Annotated in this window: 18 protein-coding genes, 1 tRNA gene and 1 pseudogene; 7 read left to right on the top strand and 13 right to left on the bottom strand. The window is 73.6% G+C overall.

The annotated features are described in order from the left end of the window. Positions 1-23 precede the first annotated feature (23 nt). The 7 genes and pseudogenes from pknB to GA0070558_RS04730 all read right to left on the bottom strand — a co-directional run bounded on the left by pknB (position 24) and on the right by GA0070558_RS04730 (position 9064). Positions 24-1851, bottom strand: a pseudogene (pknB, locus tag GA0070558_RS04760) (Stk1 family PASTA domain-containing Ser/Thr kinase). Then, the gene (locus tag GA0070558_RS04755; RefSeq protein WP_091276143.1) at positions 1848-3320 is read right to left on the bottom strand and encodes a serine/threonine-protein kinase; all 1473 of its coding nucleotides are present in this window, start codon (positions 3318-3320) and stop codon (positions 1848-1850) included. The pseudogene pknB and the gene GA0070558_RS04755 overlap by 4 nt, the downstream one beginning before the upstream one ends. 1 nt (position 3321) lies before the next feature. Then, positions 3322-4827, bottom strand: coding sequence for a peptidoglycan D,D-transpeptidase FtsI family protein (locus GA0070558_RS04750; RefSeq protein WP_091276140.1), 1506 nt, complete (start codon positions 4825-4827; stop codon positions 3322-3324). Beyond that, positions 4824-6281, bottom strand: a complete 1458-nt coding sequence (locus GA0070558_RS04745) for an FtsW/RodA/SpoVE family cell cycle protein (protein ID WP_091276137.1) — start codon at positions 6279-6281, stop codon at positions 4824-4826. Before GA0070558_RS04745 ends, GA0070558_RS04750 begins: the two co-directional genes overlap by 4 nt. Positions 6282-6347: 66 nt before the next feature. Continuing rightward, positions 6348-7772 carry a PP2C family protein-serine/threonine phosphatase gene (locus tag GA0070558_RS04740; RefSeq protein WP_091276134.1) on the bottom strand — a complete coding sequence of 475 codons (1425 nt, stop codon included), beginning with the start codon at positions 7770-7772 and terminating at the stop codon, positions 6348-6350. Next, positions 7769-8257 carry an FHA domain-containing protein FhaB/FipA gene (locus tag GA0070558_RS04735; protein ID WP_074475676.1) on the bottom strand — a complete coding sequence of 163 codons (489 nt, stop codon included), beginning with the start codon at positions 8255-8257 and terminating at the stop codon, positions 7769-7771. Before GA0070558_RS04735 ends, GA0070558_RS04740 begins: the two co-directional genes overlap by 4 nt. 6 nt (positions 8258-8263) lie before the next feature. Continuing rightward, the gene (locus GA0070558_RS04730; RefSeq protein ID WP_043961072.1) at positions 8264-9064 is read right to left on the bottom strand and encodes an FHA domain-containing protein; all 801 of its coding nucleotides are present in this window, start codon (positions 9062-9064) and stop codon (positions 8264-8266) included. A 207-nt stretch (positions 9065-9271) separates the two neighbouring features. Between GA0070558_RS04730 and GA0070558_RS04725 the strand changes: the two genes are divergently transcribed. The 4 genes from GA0070558_RS04725 (at position 9272) to GA0070558_RS04710 (ending at position 12057) form a co-directional block, all read left to right on the top strand. Beyond that, a tRNA-Leu gene (locus tag GA0070558_RS04725) sits at positions 9272-9357 on the top strand. Between the two features lie 128 nt (positions 9358-9485). Continuing rightward, a complete protein-coding gene (locus GA0070558_RS04720; RefSeq protein WP_091276132.1) occupies positions 9486-10559 on the top strand; it encodes an NAD-dependent epimerase/dehydratase family protein in 1074 nt (357 codons plus the stop codon). Further along, on the top strand, positions 10556-11362 hold the full coding sequence (locus GA0070558_RS04715; protein WP_091276295.1) for a WecB/TagA/CpsF family glycosyltransferase: 807 nt from the start codon (positions 10556-10558) through the stop codon (positions 11360-11362). The genes GA0070558_RS04720 and GA0070558_RS04715 overlap by 4 nt, the downstream gene beginning before the upstream one ends. Positions 11363-11454: 92 nt before the next feature. Further along, positions 11455-12057, top strand: coding sequence for a hypothetical protein (locus GA0070558_RS04710; RefSeq protein WP_077935412.1), 603 nt, complete (start codon positions 11455-11457; stop codon positions 12055-12057). On the opposite strand, the gene GA0070558_RS04705 is transcribed toward GA0070558_RS04710, so the two are convergent. From GA0070558_RS04705 to GA0070558_RS04695, 3 genes are all read right to left on the bottom strand, one after another. Then, complete coding sequence (locus GA0070558_RS04705) at positions 12022-12438, bottom strand: hypothetical protein (protein ID WP_091276292.1); 417 nt, start codon at positions 12436-12438, stop codon at positions 12022-12024. The genes GA0070558_RS04710 and GA0070558_RS04705 overlap by 36 nt on opposite strands. A 191-nt stretch (positions 12439-12629) precedes the next feature. Further along, positions 12630-12851 carry a DUF397 domain-containing protein gene (locus GA0070558_RS04700; RefSeq protein WP_091276129.1) on the bottom strand — a complete coding sequence of 74 codons (222 nt, stop codon included), beginning with the start codon at positions 12849-12851 and terminating at the stop codon, positions 12630-12632. Beyond that, on the bottom strand, positions 12821-13702 hold the full coding sequence (locus tag GA0070558_RS04695; RefSeq protein WP_077935411.1) for a helix-turn-helix domain-containing protein: 882 nt from the start codon (positions 13700-13702) through the stop codon (positions 12821-12823). Before GA0070558_RS04695 ends, GA0070558_RS04700 begins: the two co-directional genes overlap by 31 nt. Positions 13703-14343: 641 nt before the next feature. Between GA0070558_RS04695 and GA0070558_RS04690 the strand changes: the two genes are divergently transcribed. After that, complete coding sequence (locus GA0070558_RS04690) at positions 14344-14634, top strand: hypothetical protein (protein WP_091276126.1); 291 nt, start codon at positions 14344-14346, stop codon at positions 14632-14634. Between the two features lie 101 nt (positions 14635-14735). After that, a complete protein-coding gene (locus tag GA0070558_RS04685; protein ID WP_091276123.1) occupies positions 14736-15194 on the top strand; it encodes a hypothetical protein in 459 nt (152 codons plus the stop codon). Between the two features lie 64 nt (positions 15195-15258). Here GA0070558_RS04685 and GA0070558_RS04680 read toward each other — a convergent pair whose 3' ends face one another. Together GA0070558_RS04680 and GA0070558_RS04675 are read right to left on the bottom strand one after the other, a co-directional pair. Beyond that, positions 15259-15936 (bottom strand): PASTA domain-containing protein, encoded by a 678-nt coding sequence (locus tag GA0070558_RS04680; protein ID WP_091276120.1) that lies wholly within the window; start codon positions 15934-15936, stop codon positions 15259-15261. Positions 15937-16033: 97 nt separating this feature from the next. After that, entirely contained in the window at positions 16034-16726 is a 693-nt protein-coding gene (locus GA0070558_RS04675) for a PASTA domain-containing protein (protein WP_091276116.1), read from the bottom strand. A 111-nt stretch (positions 16727-16837) separates the two neighbouring features. Here GA0070558_RS04675 and GA0070558_RS04670 point away from each other — a divergent pair, with 111 nt between their 5' ends. Beyond that, positions 16838-18229, top strand: a complete 1392-nt coding sequence (locus tag GA0070558_RS04670; RefSeq protein WP_141722163.1) for a hypothetical protein — start codon at positions 16838-16840, stop codon at positions 18227-18229. Positions 18230-18283: 54 nt separating this feature from the next. On the opposite strand, the gene GA0070558_RS04665 is transcribed toward GA0070558_RS04670, so the two are convergent. Then, positions 18284-19762: a glutamate-cysteine ligase family protein gene (locus tag GA0070558_RS04665; RefSeq protein ID WP_077935406.1), complete on the bottom strand. Its 1479-nt coding sequence runs from the start codon at positions 19760-19762 to the stop codon at positions 18284-18286. Positions 19763-19871: the final 109 nt, after the last annotated feature.

Below are 19871 nucleotides of genomic sequence, written 5' to 3'. Positions count from 1 at the left end.
TGATCGACGAGCCTCGGCCGGCGTCAGTCCTGGTTGAGGCGGACCGGCGGGGTCGGGAAGGGCAAGCCGCCGCCGTTGCCGCCACCCCCGCCCGTTGATCGGCGGGGTCGGCGTGGGCGTGACCGGCGGGTTGCCCGTCGGCTCGGTCGGCTCGGGGGTGGGCTCGGGGATGTCGACCTCGATGGTGACCCGCTTGCCCCGCTCCAGCTCCGTGCCGCCCCGGGGGTTCTGGCCGGACACCTTGCCCGCCTGGTCGGCGGGGACCTCGTCGCCGTCGACGATCCTCACCACGTAACCGGCCTGCTCCAGCTCGCGCTTGGCGTCGTCGGCCGAGGAGCCGACGACGTTCGGCACCTGCCGGACGTTGCCCCGGGAGACCTCCACGGTCACGGTGCTCTCCTCGGCGACCTTGGTGCCGGACTTCGGGGAGACGTTCGTGACGATCCCCTCCGGCGAGGAGCTGCTGACCTCCTTCTTGTTCACCTTCAGCTTGAGGGCTTCGAGCTGCTGCTCGACGTTGTCGAACTGGGAGCCAACCAGCCCGTTGGGGATCGTCACCTCCGGCTTGCCGGAGCAGAGCTGGATGGTGACGCCCCGGCCCTTCTCCAGCTGGGCGGTCGGCGGGGGGTTCTGCGCCGCGACGGTGTCCTTCTTGCAGGTGCTGTTGGCGATCGGGTCACCGACGGCGGGGACCAGGCCGGCCTGTTCGAGCTGGGCCACCGCCGCCGCCTGGGTCTGGCCCGTCAGGTCGGGGACGGCGATCTTCTCGGTGCCGCCCTGGCTCATCAGGTAGGCGGTGACCAGGGCGATGACCGCGAGCACGCCGAGCGCGGCGAAGGTGGCGATCACCCAGGAGGACGCCCGGCGCTGGCGCGGGTCGCCGACCCGGGCCGGCATCTGCTGCCGGGTGGCCGCGCCGCCGACGACCTGGGTCGGGTAGCCCGACCCGGCGGCCGACATCGGCGCGGTCTCGGCCTCGCGCATCACCGGGGTGGCGAGCACCGGCCGGCCGGCCGCCGCGCGGAGCAGGTCGGCCCGCATCTCGCCGGCGCTCTGGTAGCGGTTGAGGGGGTTCTTCGACAGCGCCTTGAGCACGATCGCGTCGACGGCGGGGTTGACGTCGGGGTTGATGTCGCTCGGCGTCGGCGGGGCCTCCCGCACGTGCTGGTACGCCACGCTGACCGGGCTGTCCCCGACGAACGGCGGGTGGCCGCAGAGCAGCTCGAACAGCACGCAGCCGCCGGCGTACACGTCGGAGCGGGCGTCGACCGCCTCGCCGCGCGCCTGCTCGGGCGAGAGGTATTGCGCCGTGCCGATGACCGCGCTGGTCTGCGTCATCGTGGTGGCGCCGGAGGCCAGCGCCCGGGCGATGCCGAAGTCCATCACCTTGACCTGGCCGGTCTGGGTGAGCATGACGTTGCCGGGCTTGATGTCGCGGTGGATGATCCCGTGCCGGTGGCTGAACTCCAGCGCGGCGCACATGTCGGCGCAGATCTCCAGCGCCCGGCGCGGCTGGAGCCGCCCCTCGACGCCGAGCACCTCCTTGAGGGTCCGCCCGTTGACGAACTCCATCACGATGAACGGCAGCGTCTCGCCGGTCGGCCCCGTCTCCTCGCCGGTGTCGTAGACCGCGACGATGGCCGGGTGGTTGAGCGAGGCGGCGTTCTGCGCCTCCCGCCGGAACCGCATCTGGAAGGTGGCGTCGCGGGCCAGATCGGCCCGGAGCATCTTGATCGCGACGTCGCGACCGAGCCGGAGGTCACGGCCGCGGTGCACCTCGGCCATGCCGCCGTAGCCGAGCAGCTCGCCGACCTGATACCTGCCACCGAGCAGGCGGGCCTGCGCTGTCATCGCGTCTGTCGTCCTTCGCTCGTCGTCGTCTCGCCGCCGCCCGGCAGGAGTCGTTCCACTCGACGGTACGGCGTCCCGGACGGATCGTCGCGCCCACCGGCCTGCAGCGCGCCGGACGCCACGGCCCGGGCACCGGACCCGCCGGGGTCACCGGCTGCCGCATTCTTCCGCAGGTTGTAGGAAATCACGCCGGAGCAGAGCAGGACCAGTGTGGCCACCAGGATGAACAGCCAAACCGCCCCTGACCTGGACCGCTGCGGCGGGGCCGGGGGCGGGCCGGGCTGGCGGGCGTATGCGAGGGGGTTGGCCTGGTGGACCGGGGCCGGCGGCGGCACGGTCGCCGCGCCGCGCGGGTAGGCCGGCGGGTTGGCCACCGGCGGACGGGGCACGCCGGCCGGCGGGTGGGGCTGCTGGTGCACCACCGGCGGGCGGGGCTGGTGGGTGACCGGGGGACGCGGCTGCGGCGGGGCCGACGCCGGGACCGGGCGCTGCTGCGGCGGGCCGGAGGTCGGCACCGGGCGCTGCGCCACCGCGGGCGGCCGGGGCTGCTGCCGGGACGCGGGCGGCACCTGGGCGCGCGCCTGCGGGCCGGCCGGGGACGCCGGGGCGGCGGAGACCTGCCCGACGTGGCCGCCGCCACGGGACTGCTGCCCCAGCGCGAGCTTCGCCTGCCGGGCCACCCCGGCGAGGGCGGCGGCGCTGGGCCAGCGGGCGGCCGGGTCCTTCGCCATGGCCCGCTCGACGATGGCCCGCACCGGGGGTGGGATGTCCGCCGGCAGCGGCCGGGGGGTGTCCCGGACGTGCTTCATGGCGATTTCCAGCGGGTTGTCGCCCTCGAACGGCCGCCGGCCGGCCAGGCACTGGTAGGCGACCACGCCGAGGGCGTAGACGTCGGAGGCGGGCGTGGCCACCGCGCCGGTGGCCTGCTCGGGGGAGATGTAGGAGGCGGTGCCGAGCACCGAGCCGGCGGCGGTGAGCTGGGCGACCAGCTCCGACCGGGCGATGCCGAAGTCGGTCAGCACGAGGGTGCCGTTGGGCCGGACCAGCAGGTTGCCGGGCTTCACGTCGCGGTGCACGATGCCCTTGCAGTGCGCCGCGTGCAGCGCGTCGGCTGCCTGGGCGAGCAGGGCCATGGTGCGCGCCGGGGTGAGCCGGCCGACCCGGCCCAGCGTCGAGGAGAGCGCGTCGCCCTCGACGTATTCCATCACCAGGAAGGCGATCTGCTGGTCGTTGCCGAAGTCGTAGACGTCGACCACGCCGGGGTGGTTGATCGTGGCCATGGTGCGGGCCTCGCCGCGGAAGCGCTCGGCGAAGTCGGGGTCGTCGAGCAGCGCCGGGAGCAGGCTCTTCACGGCGACCGTGCGGCCGAGCACCTGGTCGGTGCCGCGCCACACGTCACCCATGCCGCCGCTGGCGATCCGCTCGTCGAGGCGGTAGCGGTTGCCGAGCTGGACCCCGGGGCTGAGCATGTCAGCGCCCCCCGGAGTCGGCGGCCGCCGCCTGCATGATCTTGCCGGCGATCCGGGCCGCCTCGGCGCTGCCGCCGCTGCCCGCCTCCTCCAGCACCACGCAGACCGCGGAGACCGGGGTGCCCTTCGAATCCAGGGCGAAGCCGATGAACCAGCCGTGGTCAGGGGTCTGCGGGCCCGACTGGGCCGTGCCGGTCTTGCCGCCGACGGTGTAGCCGTTGAACTTCGCGTTGCGGCCGGTGCCGTTCTCCACCACGCTCACCATCATGTCGCGCAGGTCCGACGCGACCTGCCCGCTGACCGGCTGGCGCAGCTCGCGCGGCTTGGCCGTGTAGTAGCTGGTGGTGCGGTCCGGTGCGAGGAGCTGCCGCACCAGGTAGGGCCGCATCTGGCTGCCGCCGTTGGCGACCGCCCCGGCGATCAGGGCCCCCTGCAACGGGGTCATCTTGACGTCCCGCTGGCCGATGGAGGACTGGGCCAGCGCGGCCGGGTCGGTGCTGCCGTCGGGGCCCTGCATGGCCCCGGTGCGGCTGGCCGCCACCGGCAGCCCGCCCTCGCCGAGCTGGCCGACGGTCAGGTCGTCCTGCTCGAAGCCGAACTGGCGGGCCTTCTCCTTCACCGTGTCCGCGCCGAGCTCCACGCCGAGCTTGGCGAAGCCCGTGTTGCAGGACTCGGTGACCGCGCTGATCAGGCTGACCTCGGACTCCGGGCAGATCGACGGCACCGCGTTGCGGATCGGGGTGCCCGAGGTCGGCGGGGTGTAGCTGGGGCCGGCCGGGATCTGGGTGTTCTTGCCGATGCCGTTCTCCAGCGCGGCGGCGGCCACCACGATCTTGAAGGTGGAGCCCGGGGGCAGCACCTCCGACAGCGCCCGGTTCTTCAGCGGGCCGCCCTCGGCGCTTTCCAGCTTGTTGTACGCCGCCGTCGCCTCGTCCGTGTCGTGGCTGGCCAGCGGGTTCGGGTCGAAGCTGGGCATGGAGACCAGCGCCTGCACCGCGCCGGTGCGCGGGTCGAACGCGATCGCCGCGCCCTTCTTCGCCCCGACCTGGTTGTTGGACAGCCCGTTGAACGCGGCGTCCTGGGCCCGCTTGGAGAGGGTCAGCAGCACGTTGCCGCCGCCCGTCTCGTCGCCGGTGAACATGTCCTTGATCCGGTTGGCGATCAGCGCGTCGCTGGTGCCGGCGAGGAAGTCGTTCTCAACCCGCTCGATGCCGGTGTCGCCGAGGTTGACCGGCTTGTAGCCGAGCACGTGCGCGTATTTCTCGCCGCCGGGGTAGGTGCGCAGGAACCGCAGCTTGCCGCCCGTCTCCTTGCTGGTGGCGAGCGCCGTGCCGCCGGCCTCGATGTTGCCGCGCTTGCGCTCGTACTCGGCCACCTGGACCCGGCCGTTGTAGTCGCTGTTGCGGTATTCGTCGGCCTTGTAGGCCTGGATCCAGTTCAGGTTCGCGAAGAGCAGACCGAACAGGACCATCGCGACGACACCGACGCGGCGCAGGGGTGCGTTCACGGCCTGATCACCTCCGTGGGGGCACCGTGCAACTGCTCGGGTGGGCCGCCCCCTGGTCGGGCCGCCGGGCCACCACCACCGGTCACCGGGCGGCGGGCCGCGTCGGAGACCCGCAGCAGCACCGCGATGAGCAGCCAGTTCGCCATCAGCGACGAGCCACCGGCGGAGAGGAACGGGGTGGTCTGACCGGTCAGCGGGATGAGCTTGCTGATCCCGCCGACGATCACGAAGACCTGCAGGCCGAGGGTGAAGGCGAGGCCCCCGGCGAGCAGCTTGCCGAACGAGTCCCGCACGGCGAGCGCGGCCCGCAGGCCCCGCTCCACGATGAGCAGGTAGACCACCAGCAGCGCGGAGAGGCCGAACAGCCCGATCTCCTCGCCGATGCCGGCGAAGATGAAGTCGTTCTGCACCTCGGGGATCTCCAGCGGCTCCCCGCCGCCCGGCCCCGCGCCGAACAGGCCGCCGCTGCCCAGCGCCAGCAGACCCTGGACGAGCTGGTAGCCGTCCTGGTAGGGGTCGGCGAACGGGTCCAGCCAGATCTGGGCCCGCAGGTGGAAGTTGGCGAACGGCCCGCCGACGACGCCGCCGAGCACGTACGCGAGGTAGGCGCCGCCGAAGAACAGGATCAGGCCGATGAGCAGCCAGCTCACCCGTTCGGTGGCGATGTAGAGCGTCACCACGAACATGCCGAAGTAGAGCAGCGAGGTGCCCAGGTCCTTCTCGAAGACGAGCACCAGCACGCTCAGCGCCCAGACCGCGAGCACCGGCCCCAGGTCCCGCCCGCGCGGGAAGTCGATGCCGAGGAACCGGTGGCTGGCCAGCGACAGCACCTCGCGCTTGCGCACCAGGTAGTAGGCGAAGAAGGCGAGCAGCGCGAGCTTGGCGAACTCACCCGGCTGGATCTGCCCCACCCCGGGCACGATGATCCACAGCTTCGCGCCGTAGATCTCCGAGTATTTCGCCGGCAGCACCGCCGGGATCATCACCAGCACGATGCCGGCGAGGCCCAGCGTGTAGGCGTACCGGGAGACCGACCGGTGGTCGCGCATCAGCGCCAGCAGGCCGGCGGCGAGCATCACCGACGCCAGCGTCCAGGCGAACTGGCGACCGCCGTTGCCGGCGAAGATCGCCAGCGACTCCCGGTCGGCGGGGGCGGCCCGGGCCAGGTCGAGCCGGCGCAGGAAGCCCACCCCGATGCCGTTGAGCAGCGCCACCGCCGGCAGCAGGGCCGGGTCGGCGTAGGGGGCCAGGTACCGGATGACGACGTGCAGGGCGAGGAAGACGCCCGCCAGCACGGCGGTGGGGACCCAGAAGTCCGGGGTGACCGTGTCGAGCACGGTCGCCTCCACCGTCGCGCCGTACGCGGCGACGATCACCAGGGCCAGCAGCAGCAACGACAGTTCGGCGTTGCGCCGCGACCGGGCCAGGCGTACGCCGGGCTGCTCGCCCGTCATTGCGGGCGAGGCGGCCGGTGCGGCGGCTGCGGTCACGGAGGTGTCCTCAGGTTTCTCAGCCGACGCTCACTCCGGCGACCGGCACCCGGCCGGGTCGGCCGGCGGAACCGTGTCGGAGGGCAGCACGTCGGGCGTCTCGGTGGGCGCGGGGGTCGGGGTGTCGACGGGTCGGGCGCTGCCGGAGGCCGTACGGGTCGCCCCCGGCTTGACCGGGGGCCTCGTGGGCTCCGGCGTCGTCGCCTCGGGGGTCGGCGTCGGGGTCGGCTGGCAGATCGGCTTCAGGTTGGGGTTCAGCGGGTCGTCGCTGGTCAGCTCGGCCAGCCGGCGCTCGGCGTCAGGCTCGTCGCGGGCCGGGATGCCCTGCTTGACCTGCTCCTGCGCGGCGAGGGTGAGGTCGTCGAGCTGGGCGGGGCTGACGGAGTGCTCGGCGGAGAGGTCGAGGCCGGCGATCTGCCCCTGCACGCCCCGGAACACGGCCACCCGGCCGTCCTCGGTGGCGCCCACGTAGTACTGCCGCTGCGTGTACGTCCATCCGCCGAGCAGCGCGCCGCCGAGGATGACCAGCAGGGCGAGGGTCATCGCCGCGGTGCGCAGCGGGCGGCGCTTCGGGCGGTCGTCGTCGCCGTCGTCGTCGGCCGGCTCCTCGGGGGCGGGCGGCCGGGGGGCGGAGAGCGCGGAGGCGCGGGCGGCGGGGGTGGAGACGTCGGCGGAGGTGGCCATGCCCCGGTCCCGGGCGGCGGCGCCGCCGACGATCGGGCTCGCCTCGACGATGTCCCGGTCGGTGGCGTCGGCGATGATCACCGTGATGTTGTCCGGGCCGCCGCCGCGCAGCGCGAGCTGGACGAGCCGCTCGACGCACTGCTGCGGGTCGGTGTATTCCCGCATGGTGTCGGCGATGGTCTCGGCGCTCACCACGCCGGAGAGGCCGTCGCTGCAGATCAGGTAGCGGTCGCCGGGGAGCACCTGCCGGACGCTGTATTCCGGGTCGATGTCGCGGCCGTCGAGCGCCCGGGTGAGCAGGGAGCGCTGGGGGTGGCTGCTCGCCTCCTCGGCGCTGATCCGGCCCTCGTCGACGAGCATCTGGACGTAGGTGTCGTCCTTGGTGATCTGCGCGAACTCGCCGTTGCGCAGGAGATAGGCCCGCGAGTCGCCGATGTGGACCATGCCGAGCTTGGTGCCGGAGAAGAGGGTCGCGGTCAGCGTGGTGCCCATCCCCTCCAGCTGCGGGTTGGCGTCCACGGTGTCGCGGAGCTGCTGGTTGGCGGTGCCCACGGCCGAACGCAACGCGTCGACCAGGGCGTCACCGGGGACGTCCTCGTCGAGCGGCGCCATGGCACCGATGACGATGTTGCTGGCGACGTCACCGGCGGCCATGCCGCCCATGCCGTCGGCGACGGCGAGAAGCCGCGGCCCGGCGTAGACGGAATCCTGGTTACCGTCTCGGATCAGACCGCGGTCGCTGTGGGCCGCATAGCGCAGGGTCAGAGTCATGGCCGTAATTCGAGAGAGGTGCGCCCGATGCGGATCGGCACGCCGAGGGGGACGGGGGTTGGTCCGGTGACCTTAGCGCGATCGAGGTAGGTGCCGTTAGTCGATCCGAGGTCCTCGACGAACCACTGCCCGTCGCGGGGCACGAGCCGGGCGTGTCGCGCCGACGCGTAGTCGTCGGTGATGACGAGGGTCGAATCCTCGGCCCGACCGATGGTGATCTGCGCCTCGCCCAGGGTGATCCGGGTGCCGGCGAGCTGACCGGCGGTCACCACCAGCTGGTGCGCGGCCCTGCCCCGCTTCGCCTTGGCCGGCTTGGCCTGCGGCTGGCCGGTCGAGGCGCCCACGGCCCGGGGCGCGGCCACCAGCCGGCCCGACCGGGCGCCGGCGAACAGGTCCCGGCGGATGACGCCGACCACCGTGAAGACGAAGATCCACAGCAGGATCAGGAACCCGAACCGGGCGACGGTGATGACGAGTTCCGGCAAGGCGGATCAGCCGTCCACGCGGAAGGTCAGGGTGGTGGTGCCGAGCTGGATCATGTCGCCGGGGTTGAGCGCGACGGCGGAGACCCGCTGGCCGTTGACCATCGTGCCGTTGGTCGAGCCGAGGTCGGTCAGCACGACCTGACCACCGTCGAAGTCCAGCCGGGCGTGTCGGCGGGAGATCCCGACGTCGGGCAGGCGCAGGTTGGCCTGGTCGCCCCGGCCGATCACGGTCGAGCCCATCTGGAGCGGGTAGGTGCGGCCGTCGCCGGAGACCAGCCGGACGTTGCGCCCACCGCCGTGCCCCGGCGGGGGACCGTAGCCGCCGCCCTGGTCGTACGCCGGATAGGCGGGGCCGGCGTCGTAGCCGCCCTGGTCGTAGCCCGGCGCGGAGACCGGTGCCACGTCGCCGCCGGTGTAGACCTCGGCGGTGACCCGGAACATGCCGGTGTCGAGGCCCTCGCCGCGCTCGATCTCGACGATCACGTCGCCGTAGACCGTCCAGGCCTGCTCGCCGATGAACTCCGCCTGCGACTGGGCCAGCTCCTGGGCCAGGGCGGCGGCGTACGGCGCCAGGCGGTTGTGGTCGTAGGGCGAGAGATCGATCACGTAGCGGTTGGGCACCAACGTGCGCCCGCCGGCCAGGATCGCCTTGTGCGCCTCGGCCTCCCGCTGCATGGCGTTGAGGATCTCCACGGGGTGGACCACCCCTTTGAAGACCTTGGCGAAGGCTCCCTCCACCAGGCCTTCCAGACGCTTCTCGAAGCGTTGCAGCACGCTCACCGGCTCCTCCTCGGGTCCCGAGGACATGATGGTATCCGGCCGGCGCGCGCGCAGCTCACACGCCGCTCGGCCGGCCGTCGCCGGCCCGTTCGAACGGGCCCTTTCCCCCGTGCTACAGTTTCGTCCGCCACGAACGGTAACCGGTCGCGGCGCAGGCCAGGGACGCCGTAGGATGTGCCGGGCCGCTGGGGACAGCGGATCCGGGGCAGGTTAAAGTGTTCCGGGTCAAGCCACGGGGAAGTGGCGGAATGGCAGACGCGCACGGTTCAGGTCCGTGTGCCCGAAAGGGCGTGGGGGTTCAACTCCCCCCTTCCCCACCAGAGCGAGGGCTCCGCGGATCGCGGGGCCCTTTCGCCGTTCCGTGGGGCCCGGCGTCCCATCCGGTGGGTGCCGGACGTCACGCTATGCTCCGATCGTTTCCCTGCCTCCGATGGACCAGGAGTGGCGTGTGAGTGTCGCGTTGGTGACCGGGTCGGGCGGCCTGATCGGTTCCGAGGCGGTCCGGCACTTCGCCGGCCTCGGCCTCGACGTCGTCGGCATCGACAACGACATGCGGCAGGAGTTCTTCGGCGCCGAGGCGTCGACCGCGTGGAACGTCCGGCGGCTGGCCGAGGAGCTCGGCGGGGCGTACGCGCACCACAGCATCGACATCCGCGACCGCGACTCGCTGGCGAAGCTCTTCGCCCGGTACGGCCGCGACATCGCCGTGGTGATCCACACCGCCGCGCAGCCCTCGCACGACTGGGCGGTGCGCGACCCGTTCACCGACTTCGACGTCAACGCCGGCGGCACCCTCAACGTGCTGCAGAACGTGCGCGAGCACTGCATCGAGGCGCCGGTGATCCACTGCTCGACCAACAAGGTGTACGGCGACCGCCCCAACAGCCTCCCGCTGGTCGAGCTGGAGTCCCGCTGGGAGATCGAGCCGGGGCACCCGTACGAGCAGGGCATCCGCGAGGACATGTCGATCGACGCCTGCCTGCACTCGGTCTTCGGCGCGTCGAAGGTCGCCGCCGACGTGATGGTGCAGGAATACGGCCGCTACTTCGGGATGCGCACCGCCTGCTTCCGGGGCGGCACGCTGACCGGCCCGGCGCACTCCGCGACCGAGCTGCACGGCTTCCTCGGGTACGTGATGCGCGCCAACATGGAGCGCCGGACGTACAAGATCTTCGGCTACCAGGGCAAGCAGGTCCGGGACGCGATCCACAGCTCGGACGTGGTGTCGGCGTTCGAGGCGTTCTTCCGCAACCCGCGCTCGGCGGCCGTCTACAACCTCGGCGGCGGCCGGCACTCCAACACCTCCAACCGGGAGGCGTTCGCCCTGGCCGCGCAGATCACCGGCCAGGAGATGATCACCGAGTACGTCGAGGCGAACCGGATCGGCGACCACAAGTGGTGGATCGGCTCCAACGAGGCGTTCCAGGCCGACTACCCGGACTGGAAGCAGGTCTACGACGTGCCGATGATCATGCGCGAGATCTACGAGGCCAACGTGGACAAGTGGGTGCCTGGGGCATGACCGACGGCAGCAAGCGCAACGTTCTCGGCGTCCTCGTCGACGCCACCGACTACGCCACCGCGACCGAGCGGGTGGTGGCGGCGGCGTACGAGCGGCGTCCGCTGGCGCTCACCGCGCTCGCCGTGCACGGGGTGATGACCGGGGTGCTCGACCCGGCCCACAACGCCCGGCTCAACTCGTTCGACGTGGTCACCCCGGACGGGCAGCCGGTGCGCTGGGCGCTCAACCTGCTGCACCACGCCAACCTGGCCGACCGGGTCTACGGCCCGCTGCTGACCCTGCACGTGCTGCGCCGCTTCGCCGAGGAGGGCCTGCCGGTCTACCTGTACGGCTCGACGGAGGAGACGCTGGCGCGGCTGATCCCCGCCCTGGAGCGGATGTTCCCGGCGCTGAAGATCGCCGGGGTGGAGCCGTCGAAGTTCCGCGCCGTGCAGCCCGGCGAGGACGCCGAGATCGCCGACCGGATCCGGTCCAGCGGGGCCCGGCTCGTCCTGGTGGGGCTCGGCTGCCCCCGGCAGGAGATCTTCACGTACGCGATGCGCCCGCTGCTGGACATGCCGATGATGGCCGTCGGGGCGGCCTTCGACTACCACGCGGGGCTGCTGCGCAACCCGCCGCCGTGGATGCAGCGGGCCGGCCTGGAGTGGTTCTGGCGGCTCGGCCTGGAGCCGAAGCGCCTCTGGCGGCGGTACGTCATCCTCAACCCGGCATACCTGGCCCGGCTGGCGGCGCAGAAGACCGGCCTGTGGAAGGCGAAGCCGCCGACCCCGGCCACCGAGCGCCCCGCCACCTTCGCCGTCTAGGCCGCCCGCGCGACCCCTACGGGACGGGCCTGCGGGACGAACAGGGGGCCGACCCGGATTCGGCGGGCGTCGAACTGGGCAAGGCTGACGGCATGGACGGGCATCTCATCGTGCTGTTGCCGATCGCCGGCGTGTGGCTGGCCGCGGGTCTCCTCGCCGAGCGGCTGCCCCGGCCGCACCGCGCCCGCGCGCTGCGGCGGCGTACCGGATGGTTGCTCGCCCTGACGGTGACCGGCCTCGGCCTGACGGCGGCCGTGCTCGCCGTCGGGCTGACCAGCGCCGGCACCGGCACGATCGACCGGGCCGCCGCCGGCCTGGCACTGGCCGCCGCCCCCGCGCTGCTGGTGGCGGTCGTCACGGCCCGCCGGGTGCGCCGGCTGTGGGCCGGTGCGGGGGCGTTCGCCGCCGCGCCGGAGACGCCGGCCCCGCACGGGCTGCGGGCCGCCGCGGCGCATCCGCTGATCGGCCTGCCGCTCCAGGCCACCGGCCTGGCCACCGTGCCGGGGGTGCTGTCGGCCAGCGGCCTCGACCTCTTCGCCGGGCCCGGCACCACCGGCGCCGCCGTCACCGTGGCCGCGCTGGGCGTCGCCGCGATCGGGGTACGCCAGGCGCTGCGCCACAGCCGCCTCGCCGAGCGGGCGGTGACCCGGCAGCCCGGGTCAGCGCGAGCGGCCAGCGCCGCCCTGCACGTATAGCAGTTCCAGGATCGCCCGGGTCGCCTCGAACCAGCGGTCCAGCCAGCCGGGCGGCGGCACGCTGCCCTTGGGGGGCAGCTCCAGCAGCAGCCCGCGCAGCAGCGGGTGGTCGACCAGGGAGTCGGTGACCGACGGGCCGGCCGACCAGCCCGACGGCGGGAACGACGGCTCGGTCAGCGGGTTCGGGTCCAGCGACGGCAGCGACAGCGGCGGGACGGCCTGGTCGAGGGCGGTCGGGCCGTCGTCCCGGGTGCCGATCTCGGAATCGGTGGAGACGACCTCCGTCAGGACGGTGTCCCGGCGGGCCCCGCGGTATTTCCCGCCGAACCGCTCCGGCTTGCCCGGACCGTTGGTGAGGTTCTCTGAACCGATCGTCGTCATCGTCTCGCCTGCCTCGCTCGGGTGCCGATCCGGGTGGCCGTTGCCGTTCCGGTAGCTGGTCCGGGTCGTCGACCAGCGCCGTCCCGACGGGTTCAACGACCCGGGTCGGCGGTGGAAACGCGACGGGCGCGACCCCCGCCCCGGCCACGCTGCCGGAAGGGGTCACGCCCGTCGTGTCTAGGGGTCAGCGATCAGTCCCGGAGGAACGCGCCGTCCTTGGCCCCGGCGACGAAGGCGTGCCAGCCTACCGGAGCGAAGACCAGGTTGGGACCGCTCTTGTCCTTCGAGTCCCGCACCCCGACCGCCCCGGTCACGTACGCCACCTCCACGCAGTTGTCACAGTTCGGCCCGCTCTTCGAGCTCTTGAACCACGTCGCCCGCGTCAGGTCCCCACGGAACCCCTTGGTCGCCATTTCCACAACGGCTCCTCTGCCAGTTTTGCGATTTGTGCGATGGATTCCTCCGGGCGCATGGCTGCTGCTCGAACATGATCGAAGATGAAGCTGTACTTCTGTAGCTCGTCGCTCTTCTCCAGGAAGAGCCCACCCGTGGCGTTCTCCGCGTACACGACATCCGGATCATTGGCTTCTGGGAAGCTGAGGATGGTGAAGGTGCCGTCCATGCCGGCGTGCGCCCCGACCGAGAACGGCAGGATCTGGAGCGTCACGTTCGGCAGCTCCGCCACCTCCACCAGCCGCTTGAGCTGACCACGCATCACCGCGTCGCCGCCCACCGGCCGGCTCAGCACCGCCTCATCGAGCACCACCCACAGATCGACCGGATCGTCCTGGGTCAACAACGACTGACGGCCCAGTCGGACACGCACCCGTTGCTGGACCTGTTCGGTGGTGAAGTCCGGCCGGGCGGCGCGGATCATCGCCGAGGCGTACTCCTCGGTCTCCAGCAGGCCCGGGACGACCTGCTGCTCGTACTGCCGGATGGAGCTGGCGGCCGACTCCAGCCCGACGTAGGCCCCGACCAGCACGGTGCTGTAGGGGTGCCACCAGCCTTTCTGCCGGGCCTCCCGGGCGATCTGCACCAGCTCGTCGCTCTCCGCGCCGGACACTCCATAGATCAGCAGCATGTCGCGGACGTCGCGCGGGGTGGCGGTGGTGTGGCCGGTCTCGATCCTGGAGATCTTCGACGCCGAGCACTCCAGCCGTTCGGCCACCGCCTCGATGGTGATGCGCGCGGCGTCGCGGTGCCGGCGCAGTTCGGCGCCGAGCCGGCGACGGCGGATGGTCGGGCTGCGCCGCTCGCTCACGACGCCCCCCGGCGGCCCACTGGGCCGAATCGCTCGCTGCTCGCCCTCACCCGGTTACCTCCGGTCGGTCGCGCCTGGGGTCGACGCCCGCCGGGGGCGCGACCGTCGGAACGGCGGGCGAGCGTTCGCGGCAGGGGTGATGGTGCCGGTCGTCGACCGGCCGCGACGGGCGGAACCGGCGTCCAGTGTGCCGGTCCGGGGACAGCGGCATCAAGCGTCTATTTCCGCGAGCCGCTCACGTATCGTATCGGCAAAAGTCGACATGCAACTTGCATGAAGCACGACACTCATGCAATCTGTCCGTAGGGCTCGAATCACTCACCGCTCCGGTCGGCCGCCGGAAAGGGACGATCCGCCGACGGGTGGGCGTCCGGGTCGAGGGATACCAGCCCGGCACCGCACGACAAGATCCGCTCCGGGCGAGGACCCCGCTGCCGCACGTCAGGGTGACTGTGGCGGCGGGCGCGACGACCGGGAGCGGCGGGGTGCTGGTCGGGTGCGGGCACGCCACCAACGCGCCCGACCCGACCAGCATCACCAGCGCCGCCGGTTCACGAGGCACAACCCCGTCACCAGGCGAGACATCCCCCGAAACACCAGCCACCGGCGTGCCCGCCGGCCGATCTCCCCAGGAGAACTCTGTGCTTCCCCGCTCAGGTGACGTGCTGCACGTGACGCGCGCGGCGAGTGTCCAGTTCCTCAAGCCGATCATGTTCCGCGTGATCCGGGTGCTCGACTGGCCCACCTACGACGGTTGGATGTGGCTCGAAGGCTACGAGCTGAACGCGGCGGGGGACGCGGTCAGCCGGCGTTCGATCTACGTGCAGGCCGCAGGCCTGCGCCAGCTTCGGGCCGCCGCCCAACCCCGGCAGCGCACCGTCCCCGTCCGGCAGCGCCGCCCCGTGGCGCGTACCCCCGTCCGGGTCGGCTGACCAGCCGAAACCCGTCCCGGTGGGCGTGCCACCGCCATAGAATCGGTACGCCCACCCCGGCGAACGTCTCCACCCCGCGCGTCCCGGACCCTGAACCTGGGATGGTCATGGTCATACTGCCCGCCGCGCGGCGGCACCACAGGTCCCGTACGATCTACGCCTTCGGGCTGCTGGCGCTCCTCGGCGCCGCCACCACCCTCGGGGTGGTGGTCCGCTACCCGACCCTGTCGGCCACCGAGCTGGCCGCGCCGGTCCCCGCGCCGGAGATCACCGTCATCGACGAGGAGCCGGAGCCCGACTGGGCCGCCCCGGCGGATCCACCGGCCGTCCCGGGCCCCGTCGGTGCGGGAGCGGACGCGGCGGGCGTGCCGACCGGTCCACCGGCCGGCGCGGGGGCCGGCGCCGGAACGGACCCGGTGGTCGAGGCCGGGCGGGCCGCGGCGGGGCCCACCTCCCAGCGGGACGAGACGAGCCGCTCCCTGTTCTGGTCCGGTCTCCTCGGGCTCGCCATCTCCCTGGCCGGGCTGGGCCTGGTCGGCACCAGACGCCGCATGTGGTGACCGGCGTCGGGCCCGGAGCGCGGTGACCGAACCCCGGTGCCGGGCGTGACGACCGGATCCGCCGTCAGGGGGTCGGGGTCGGGGTCGCCGGGGTCGTCGGGGCCGCCGCGCTGCTCGTCGGTGCCGGTGCCGCCGCGACCACCAGGATGACCTGATCGCCGGCCGGCACCAGCGCCCCCGCCTCCGGGTCGGTCTCCAGCACCGTTCCGGCCGGCCGGTCGGACTCACGGGTCTCGACGCGGTGGTCGACCCCGATCCGGTCCAGGATCCGCTCGGCCGTCGCCCGGGGCAGCCCCACCAGCGGCGGCATCGGCACCCCGGCCGGGGTCGTGGCCGGCGGCGTCGTCGGGGTGGGGGACGGCCCACCGGTCGTCGCCCCGGTCGTCGGTGCCCCGGTCGTCGCCGGTGCCGAGGTCGGGCCCGCCGACGGCGTCTCCTCGGGACCGGTGCCGTCGCCGGACGACTGGGCCAGCCAGAAGCCGACGCCCAGCAGGCCGAGCAGCAGCAGCGCCACGACACCGAGCAGGATCGGCGTCCACCAGCGCCGGCCGGGCTGCTCCTCGGCGTACCACTCGCCGGTCGGGGGCCCGTACTCCGCCGGTCGGGGCGGCGGCACCCCGGCCCGACCGGACCACACCTGCCCGCCGGCCGGCTTCGGCCGGGCGTCGTCACCGGGCTTCGGCAGCGGCCGGGTCTGGTCACCGGCGTCGTCGGGGGGCGGGTCCTGGCGGTCGTCGCTCATGGCACGTCCTCTCCCACACCGGGCGGGGTGGCTGGCCCTCCCATCCACGCTAACCGCTGTGGGCCAGCGCGGCCGGGACCGGCGCGGCGAGCCGCCGTCACGGGGTGGGCGGCGGCTCCGCGCTCGGCTCGCCGGGCTCCTCGCCGCAGGTCAGGGCCACCTTGTCGTTCCAGTGCGCCGTGCTGTCGGCCGCCGGCGCCTGGGCCGTGACGACGCCGGTCCGGCCCGTCGGATAGCCGGGGTAGAGGCCCTCCTCGACCAGGTCCTCGGCCGCGTCGTCGCAGTCGTCGCCGACCAGGTCGGGGATGCTGACCTCGGGTGCGGGCCCGGCGACGTACAGCGCGACGGTCGTGCCCCGCGACACGGGGGAGCCGACGGGCGGGTCGGCGCGCCGCACGTCCCGCCCCGACTCCGCGCCGAAGACCAGCCGCCAGCCCAGCCGCAGGTCCCGCAGCTCGTCCCGCGCGTCCTCGAAGTCCGTGCCCACCACGGGCGGGACGGTCAGCCCGGTGGAGCGGGTGGGCGCGGTGGTCCGGGTCGCCGGAGCGGTCGTCCGGGCCGGCGACGACGGGGCCTCGGAGGGGGGTGCCGTGGCCGAGACGTCGGGCTGCGCGGCCGGGAGGCCGGGCGACGGGTCGTCCTCACCGGCCAGCAGCCAGCCACCGGCCGCGCCGGCCAGCGCGAGGAGCGCGACGGCCAGGCCCCCGCCCAGCAGCTTGGCCGACCGGCCCGAGCCGGTCGCGTCGGCCTCGTCGGGGTACGCCTCCCCCACGGTGTTCCCGTCCGTCACAGCGCCCACCACCTCATCACCGGCGACCGTACCGGGGGCACGCCAGGTGCCCCGGCGCGGGTTCCCCGCCACGACTCGCCGGGCCGCCCCAGGGGCGTTACGCTGCCCGGCATGGCCAGACGGGGCTGGGGAGGATCGATCGCCACCGCGATCGGTGTCGCTGCCGGCGCGGGCGCCGCCCAATTGGGCTTCGGCTACGGGCTGGGCATCATCAACTGGTCGGCGTCGGGCGTCGACGCGGGCGAGGCGGCGTGGGTGGCGAGCCTCGCGTGGGCGACCTGGATCTCGGCCACCTCGACGATCGCGGGCGCGGTCTGCGCCCAGCGGCTACGGCGTCCCGTGGCCCGGTCAGCAGACCGGGCCGCGACCGCCCCGGACGGGGTCACGACCGATGCGGAGCCCACCGCCGCTGCCCAGCCGACCGCTACCGCGGAGCCCACTGCCACCGCCACTGCCGAGCCCACTGCCACCGCCGAGCCGGCCGCCCCGGAGCCGGCTCCGGCGCCGGGCACCCCGGCACCGGCCGCCGCTACGGATTCGGCCGCCCCGGCACCGGCCTCCGCCCGCGGGCCGGACGTGGCCGACCGGGGACCCGACGTGGTCGACGCCGTCGACCCGGTCGCCGGGCCGGGGCCGACCGGCCCGCCCCGGCCGACCGGCCCGCCCCGGCCGGCGGGAGCGCTCGCGCTGGCGCTGGCCGCTGCGGTCGGCGCGCTGGTCACCGTGCTGCTGGTGGCCGTGCCGGCACGGATGGCGGGCGTGCCCGGCGTCGCCGCACCGCAGGCCATGGCCGCCGGGTACGCCGGAATGGGCCTGTTCCTCGGGCTGCTCGTGGCGGTCTGGGCGCTGCGCTCGCCCGCTGCGGCGGCCAACGTGATCGCCACCGCCGGCTGGCTCTGGCTTCTCGCCGTGGTCGCCGTGGTGGACGGGGTGCTCGCCGGGCGCGGGCTGACCACCGCCCAGCTCGGGATCTGGCAGCTCAGCGCCGACCGGCCCGACTTCTGGATCCGGGACTGGTTCTACTGGCCCGGCGCGTCGCTGGCGCTCGGCTCGGCGCTGCTGATCGGGGCGCTGGGCGCGCGGCGTGCCGCCCGGTCGGCGGAGCACCGGCTCGGGGCGGCGGCCTCCGGCGGGGCCGGGCCGGTCCTCGTCGCGCTGGCGTACCTGCTGGTCGTGCCCGGCCTGAGCACGCTCGGCCGGGAGCAGGTGTCGGCGCACCTGGTCGCCCCGTACGCCGTGGTGGTGGGTTTCGCCGGCTCGGTGCTGACGGCGGCGCTCGCCCAGCGCTCCGCGACCCGCCGGAGCGCCGGGCGCGACCTCGCGGGGCAGGCGGCCGGGTCCTCGAAGCCGACGACGGGCGGACGCGGCTCCGCCGCGCCGGCCGTGCTGCCCCGGCAGCGCTCCGGTGCCGCCGGAAAGGCCGGGGAGGCCGGGGAGGCGACCGCGACGACCGGCCCCGGGCCGGCCCGGCTGGTCGACACGGAGGCCGACCAGCCGGCGTGATCAACCTTGTGCCGGCGGGGTGGTGGTCCGGCCGCCGGCGAGGTGGTGGGTCGGTCAGTCGACCGGCCAGGTGTGCACCGGTTCGTTCTTCCGCTGCAACTCCGCGTAGCGCTGCACCATGTGGTGCAGGGCCGCGTCGCGTTCCAGGCCCCGGTGGTGCTCGGCCGCCCAGACCGTCTCGGTCTGCCAGACCGCGCCGTTGCGGCCGGTGCGGCAGCGCTGCTCGATGATGCCGAGCAGGCGGTCCCGCTCGGCGGGCGCGACGCCGAAGCGGTCCAGCCCGGTGGCCGCCGTCGGCAGCAGGGTGTCGAGCACCAGCTTGGTCACCGGCACGTCCCCGAGGCGCGGCCAGTGCAGGACGGCGTCCATCCCGCGCCGGGCGGCGGCGTGGAAGTTCTCCTCGGCGGAGCTGAAGGTGAGCTGGCTCCAGATCGGCCGGTCCGCCTCGGCCAGGCCCCGCGCGAGGCCGAAGTAGAAGGCGGCGTTCGCGAGCATGTCGACCACGGTCGGGCCGGCGGGCAGCACCCGGTTCTCCACGCGCAGGTGGGGCCGGCCGTTCATGATGTCGTAGACGGGCCGGTTCCAGCGGTAGACCGTGCCGTTGTGCAGCCGGAGTTCCGCCAGCTCGGGCACGCCCCCGGCGTGCAGGACCTCGACCGGGTCCTCGTCCTCGCAGATCGGCAGCAGCGGCGGGAAGTAGCGGACGTTCTCCTCGAACAGGTCGAAGATCGACGTGATCCAGCGCTCGCCGAACCAGACCCGGGGGCGTACGCCCTGGGCCTTCAGCTCGTCGGGGCGGGTGTCGGTGGCCTGCTGGAACAGGGCGATCCGGGTCTCGGCCCAGAGCTGCCGGCCGTACAGGTAGGGGGAGTTCGCCCCGACGGCCACCTGGACACCCGCGATGGCCTGGGAGGCGTTCCAGTAGTCGGCGAAGCTGTCCGGGGCGACCTGGAGGTGGAACTGGAGGCTCGTGCAGGCGGCCTCCGGCGCGATGGAGTCGGTGTGCGTCCGGAGCCGTTCGACGCCGCGGATGTCCAGCTCGATGTCCTCGCCCCGGGCGCCGACGATCTGGTCGTTGAGCACCCGGTACCGGGCGGCGGTGGAGAGGTTGTCGGCCACCAGGTGCCGCTCGGTCAGTGTGGGCAGGATGCCGACCAGGACGATCCGCGCGTCGGACGACGCCGCCCGCGCGTCGGCCCGGTCCAGGCTGCTGCGCAGGTCACGCTCGTAGTCGGCGAAGCCGGCGCCCTCGATGAGCCGGGGCTCGGCGTTCAGCTCCAGGTTGAACCGCCCCAACTCGGTCTGGAAGAGCGGGTCGGCGATGTCCGCGAGGATCTCGTCGTTGCGCATCGCCGGCTCGGCGGCCGGGTCCATCAGGTTGAGCTCGATCTCCAGCCCGGTCATCGGCCGGTCGGCGTCGAAGCCGAAGTCGTCCAGCATCAACGCGAAGACGTCCAGGCACCTCCGGACCTTCTGCCGGTAGTGGAGCCTGTCCTCTCGGGAGAAGGCGCCCTGCTCGACGTCCCTGCCCATGTGTCCTCCCGGCGCGAGGCGCGGCGGGGCCTGCCGCCCGCAGCGCACATTGTGAACCTTCTACGGTAAAAGCACCCCCCGCGCCGGGCCAGAGGCCGACGCCGGACGG

The sequence above is a fragment of the Micromonospora haikouensis genome, assembly GCF_900091595.1.
Taxonomy (GTDB): domain Bacteria; phylum Actinomycetota; class Actinomycetes; order Mycobacteriales; family Micromonosporaceae; genus Micromonospora; species Micromonospora haikouensis.
Note: the sequence above shows the minus strand (reverse complement) of the source record. Positions and strands in the feature narration are given on the sequence as shown.

Excerpts from the sequence above, each read along its gene's own strand:
- GA0070558_RS04685 (WP_091276123.1), top strand. The coding sequence starts at position 14,736 with ATGGTCATGGTCATACTGCCCGCCGCGCGGCGGCACCACAGGTCCCGT.
- GA0070558_RS04745 (WP_091276137.1), bottom strand. The coding sequence starts at position 6,281 with ATGACGGGCGAGCAGCCCGGCGTACGCCTGGCCCGGTCGCGGCGCAAC.
- GA0070558_RS04755 (WP_091276143.1), bottom strand. The coding sequence starts at position 3,320 with ATGCTCAGCCCCGGGGTCCAGCTCGGCAACCGCTACCGCCTCGACGAG.
- GA0070558_RS04680 (WP_091276120.1), bottom strand. The coding sequence starts at position 15,936 with ATGAGCGACGACCGCCAGGACCCGCCCCCCGACGACGCCGGTGACCAG.
- GA0070558_RS04710 (WP_077935412.1), top strand. The coding sequence starts at position 11,455 with ATGGACGGGCATCTCATCGTGCTGTTGCCGATCGCCGGCGTGTGGCTG.
- GA0070558_RS04740 (WP_091276134.1), bottom strand. The coding sequence starts at position 7,772 with ATGACTCTGACCCTGCGCTATGCGGCCCACAGCGACCGCGGTCTGATC.
- GA0070558_RS04715 (WP_091276295.1), top strand. The coding sequence starts at position 10,556 with ATGACCGACGGCAGCAAGCGCAACGTTCTCGGCGTCCTCGTCGACGCC.
- GA0070558_RS04665 (WP_077935406.1), bottom strand. The coding sequence starts at position 19,762 with ATGGGCAGGGACGTCGAGCAGGGCGCCTTCTCCCGAGAGGACAGGCTC.
- GA0070558_RS04670 (WP_141722163.1), top strand. The coding sequence starts at position 16,838 with ATGGCCAGACGGGGCTGGGGAGGATCGATCGCCACCGCGATCGGTGTC.
- GA0070558_RS04730 (WP_043961072.1), bottom strand. The coding sequence starts at position 9,064 with ATGTCCTCGGGACCCGAGGAGGAGCCGGTGAGCGTGCTGCAACGCTTC.
- GA0070558_RS04705 (WP_091276292.1), bottom strand. The coding sequence starts at position 12,438 with ATGACGACGATCGGTTCAGAGAACCTCACCAACGGTCCGGGCAAGCCG.
- GA0070558_RS04700 (WP_091276129.1), bottom strand. The coding sequence starts at position 12,851 with ATGGCGACCAAGGGGTTCCGTGGGGACCTGACGCGGGCGACGTGGTTC.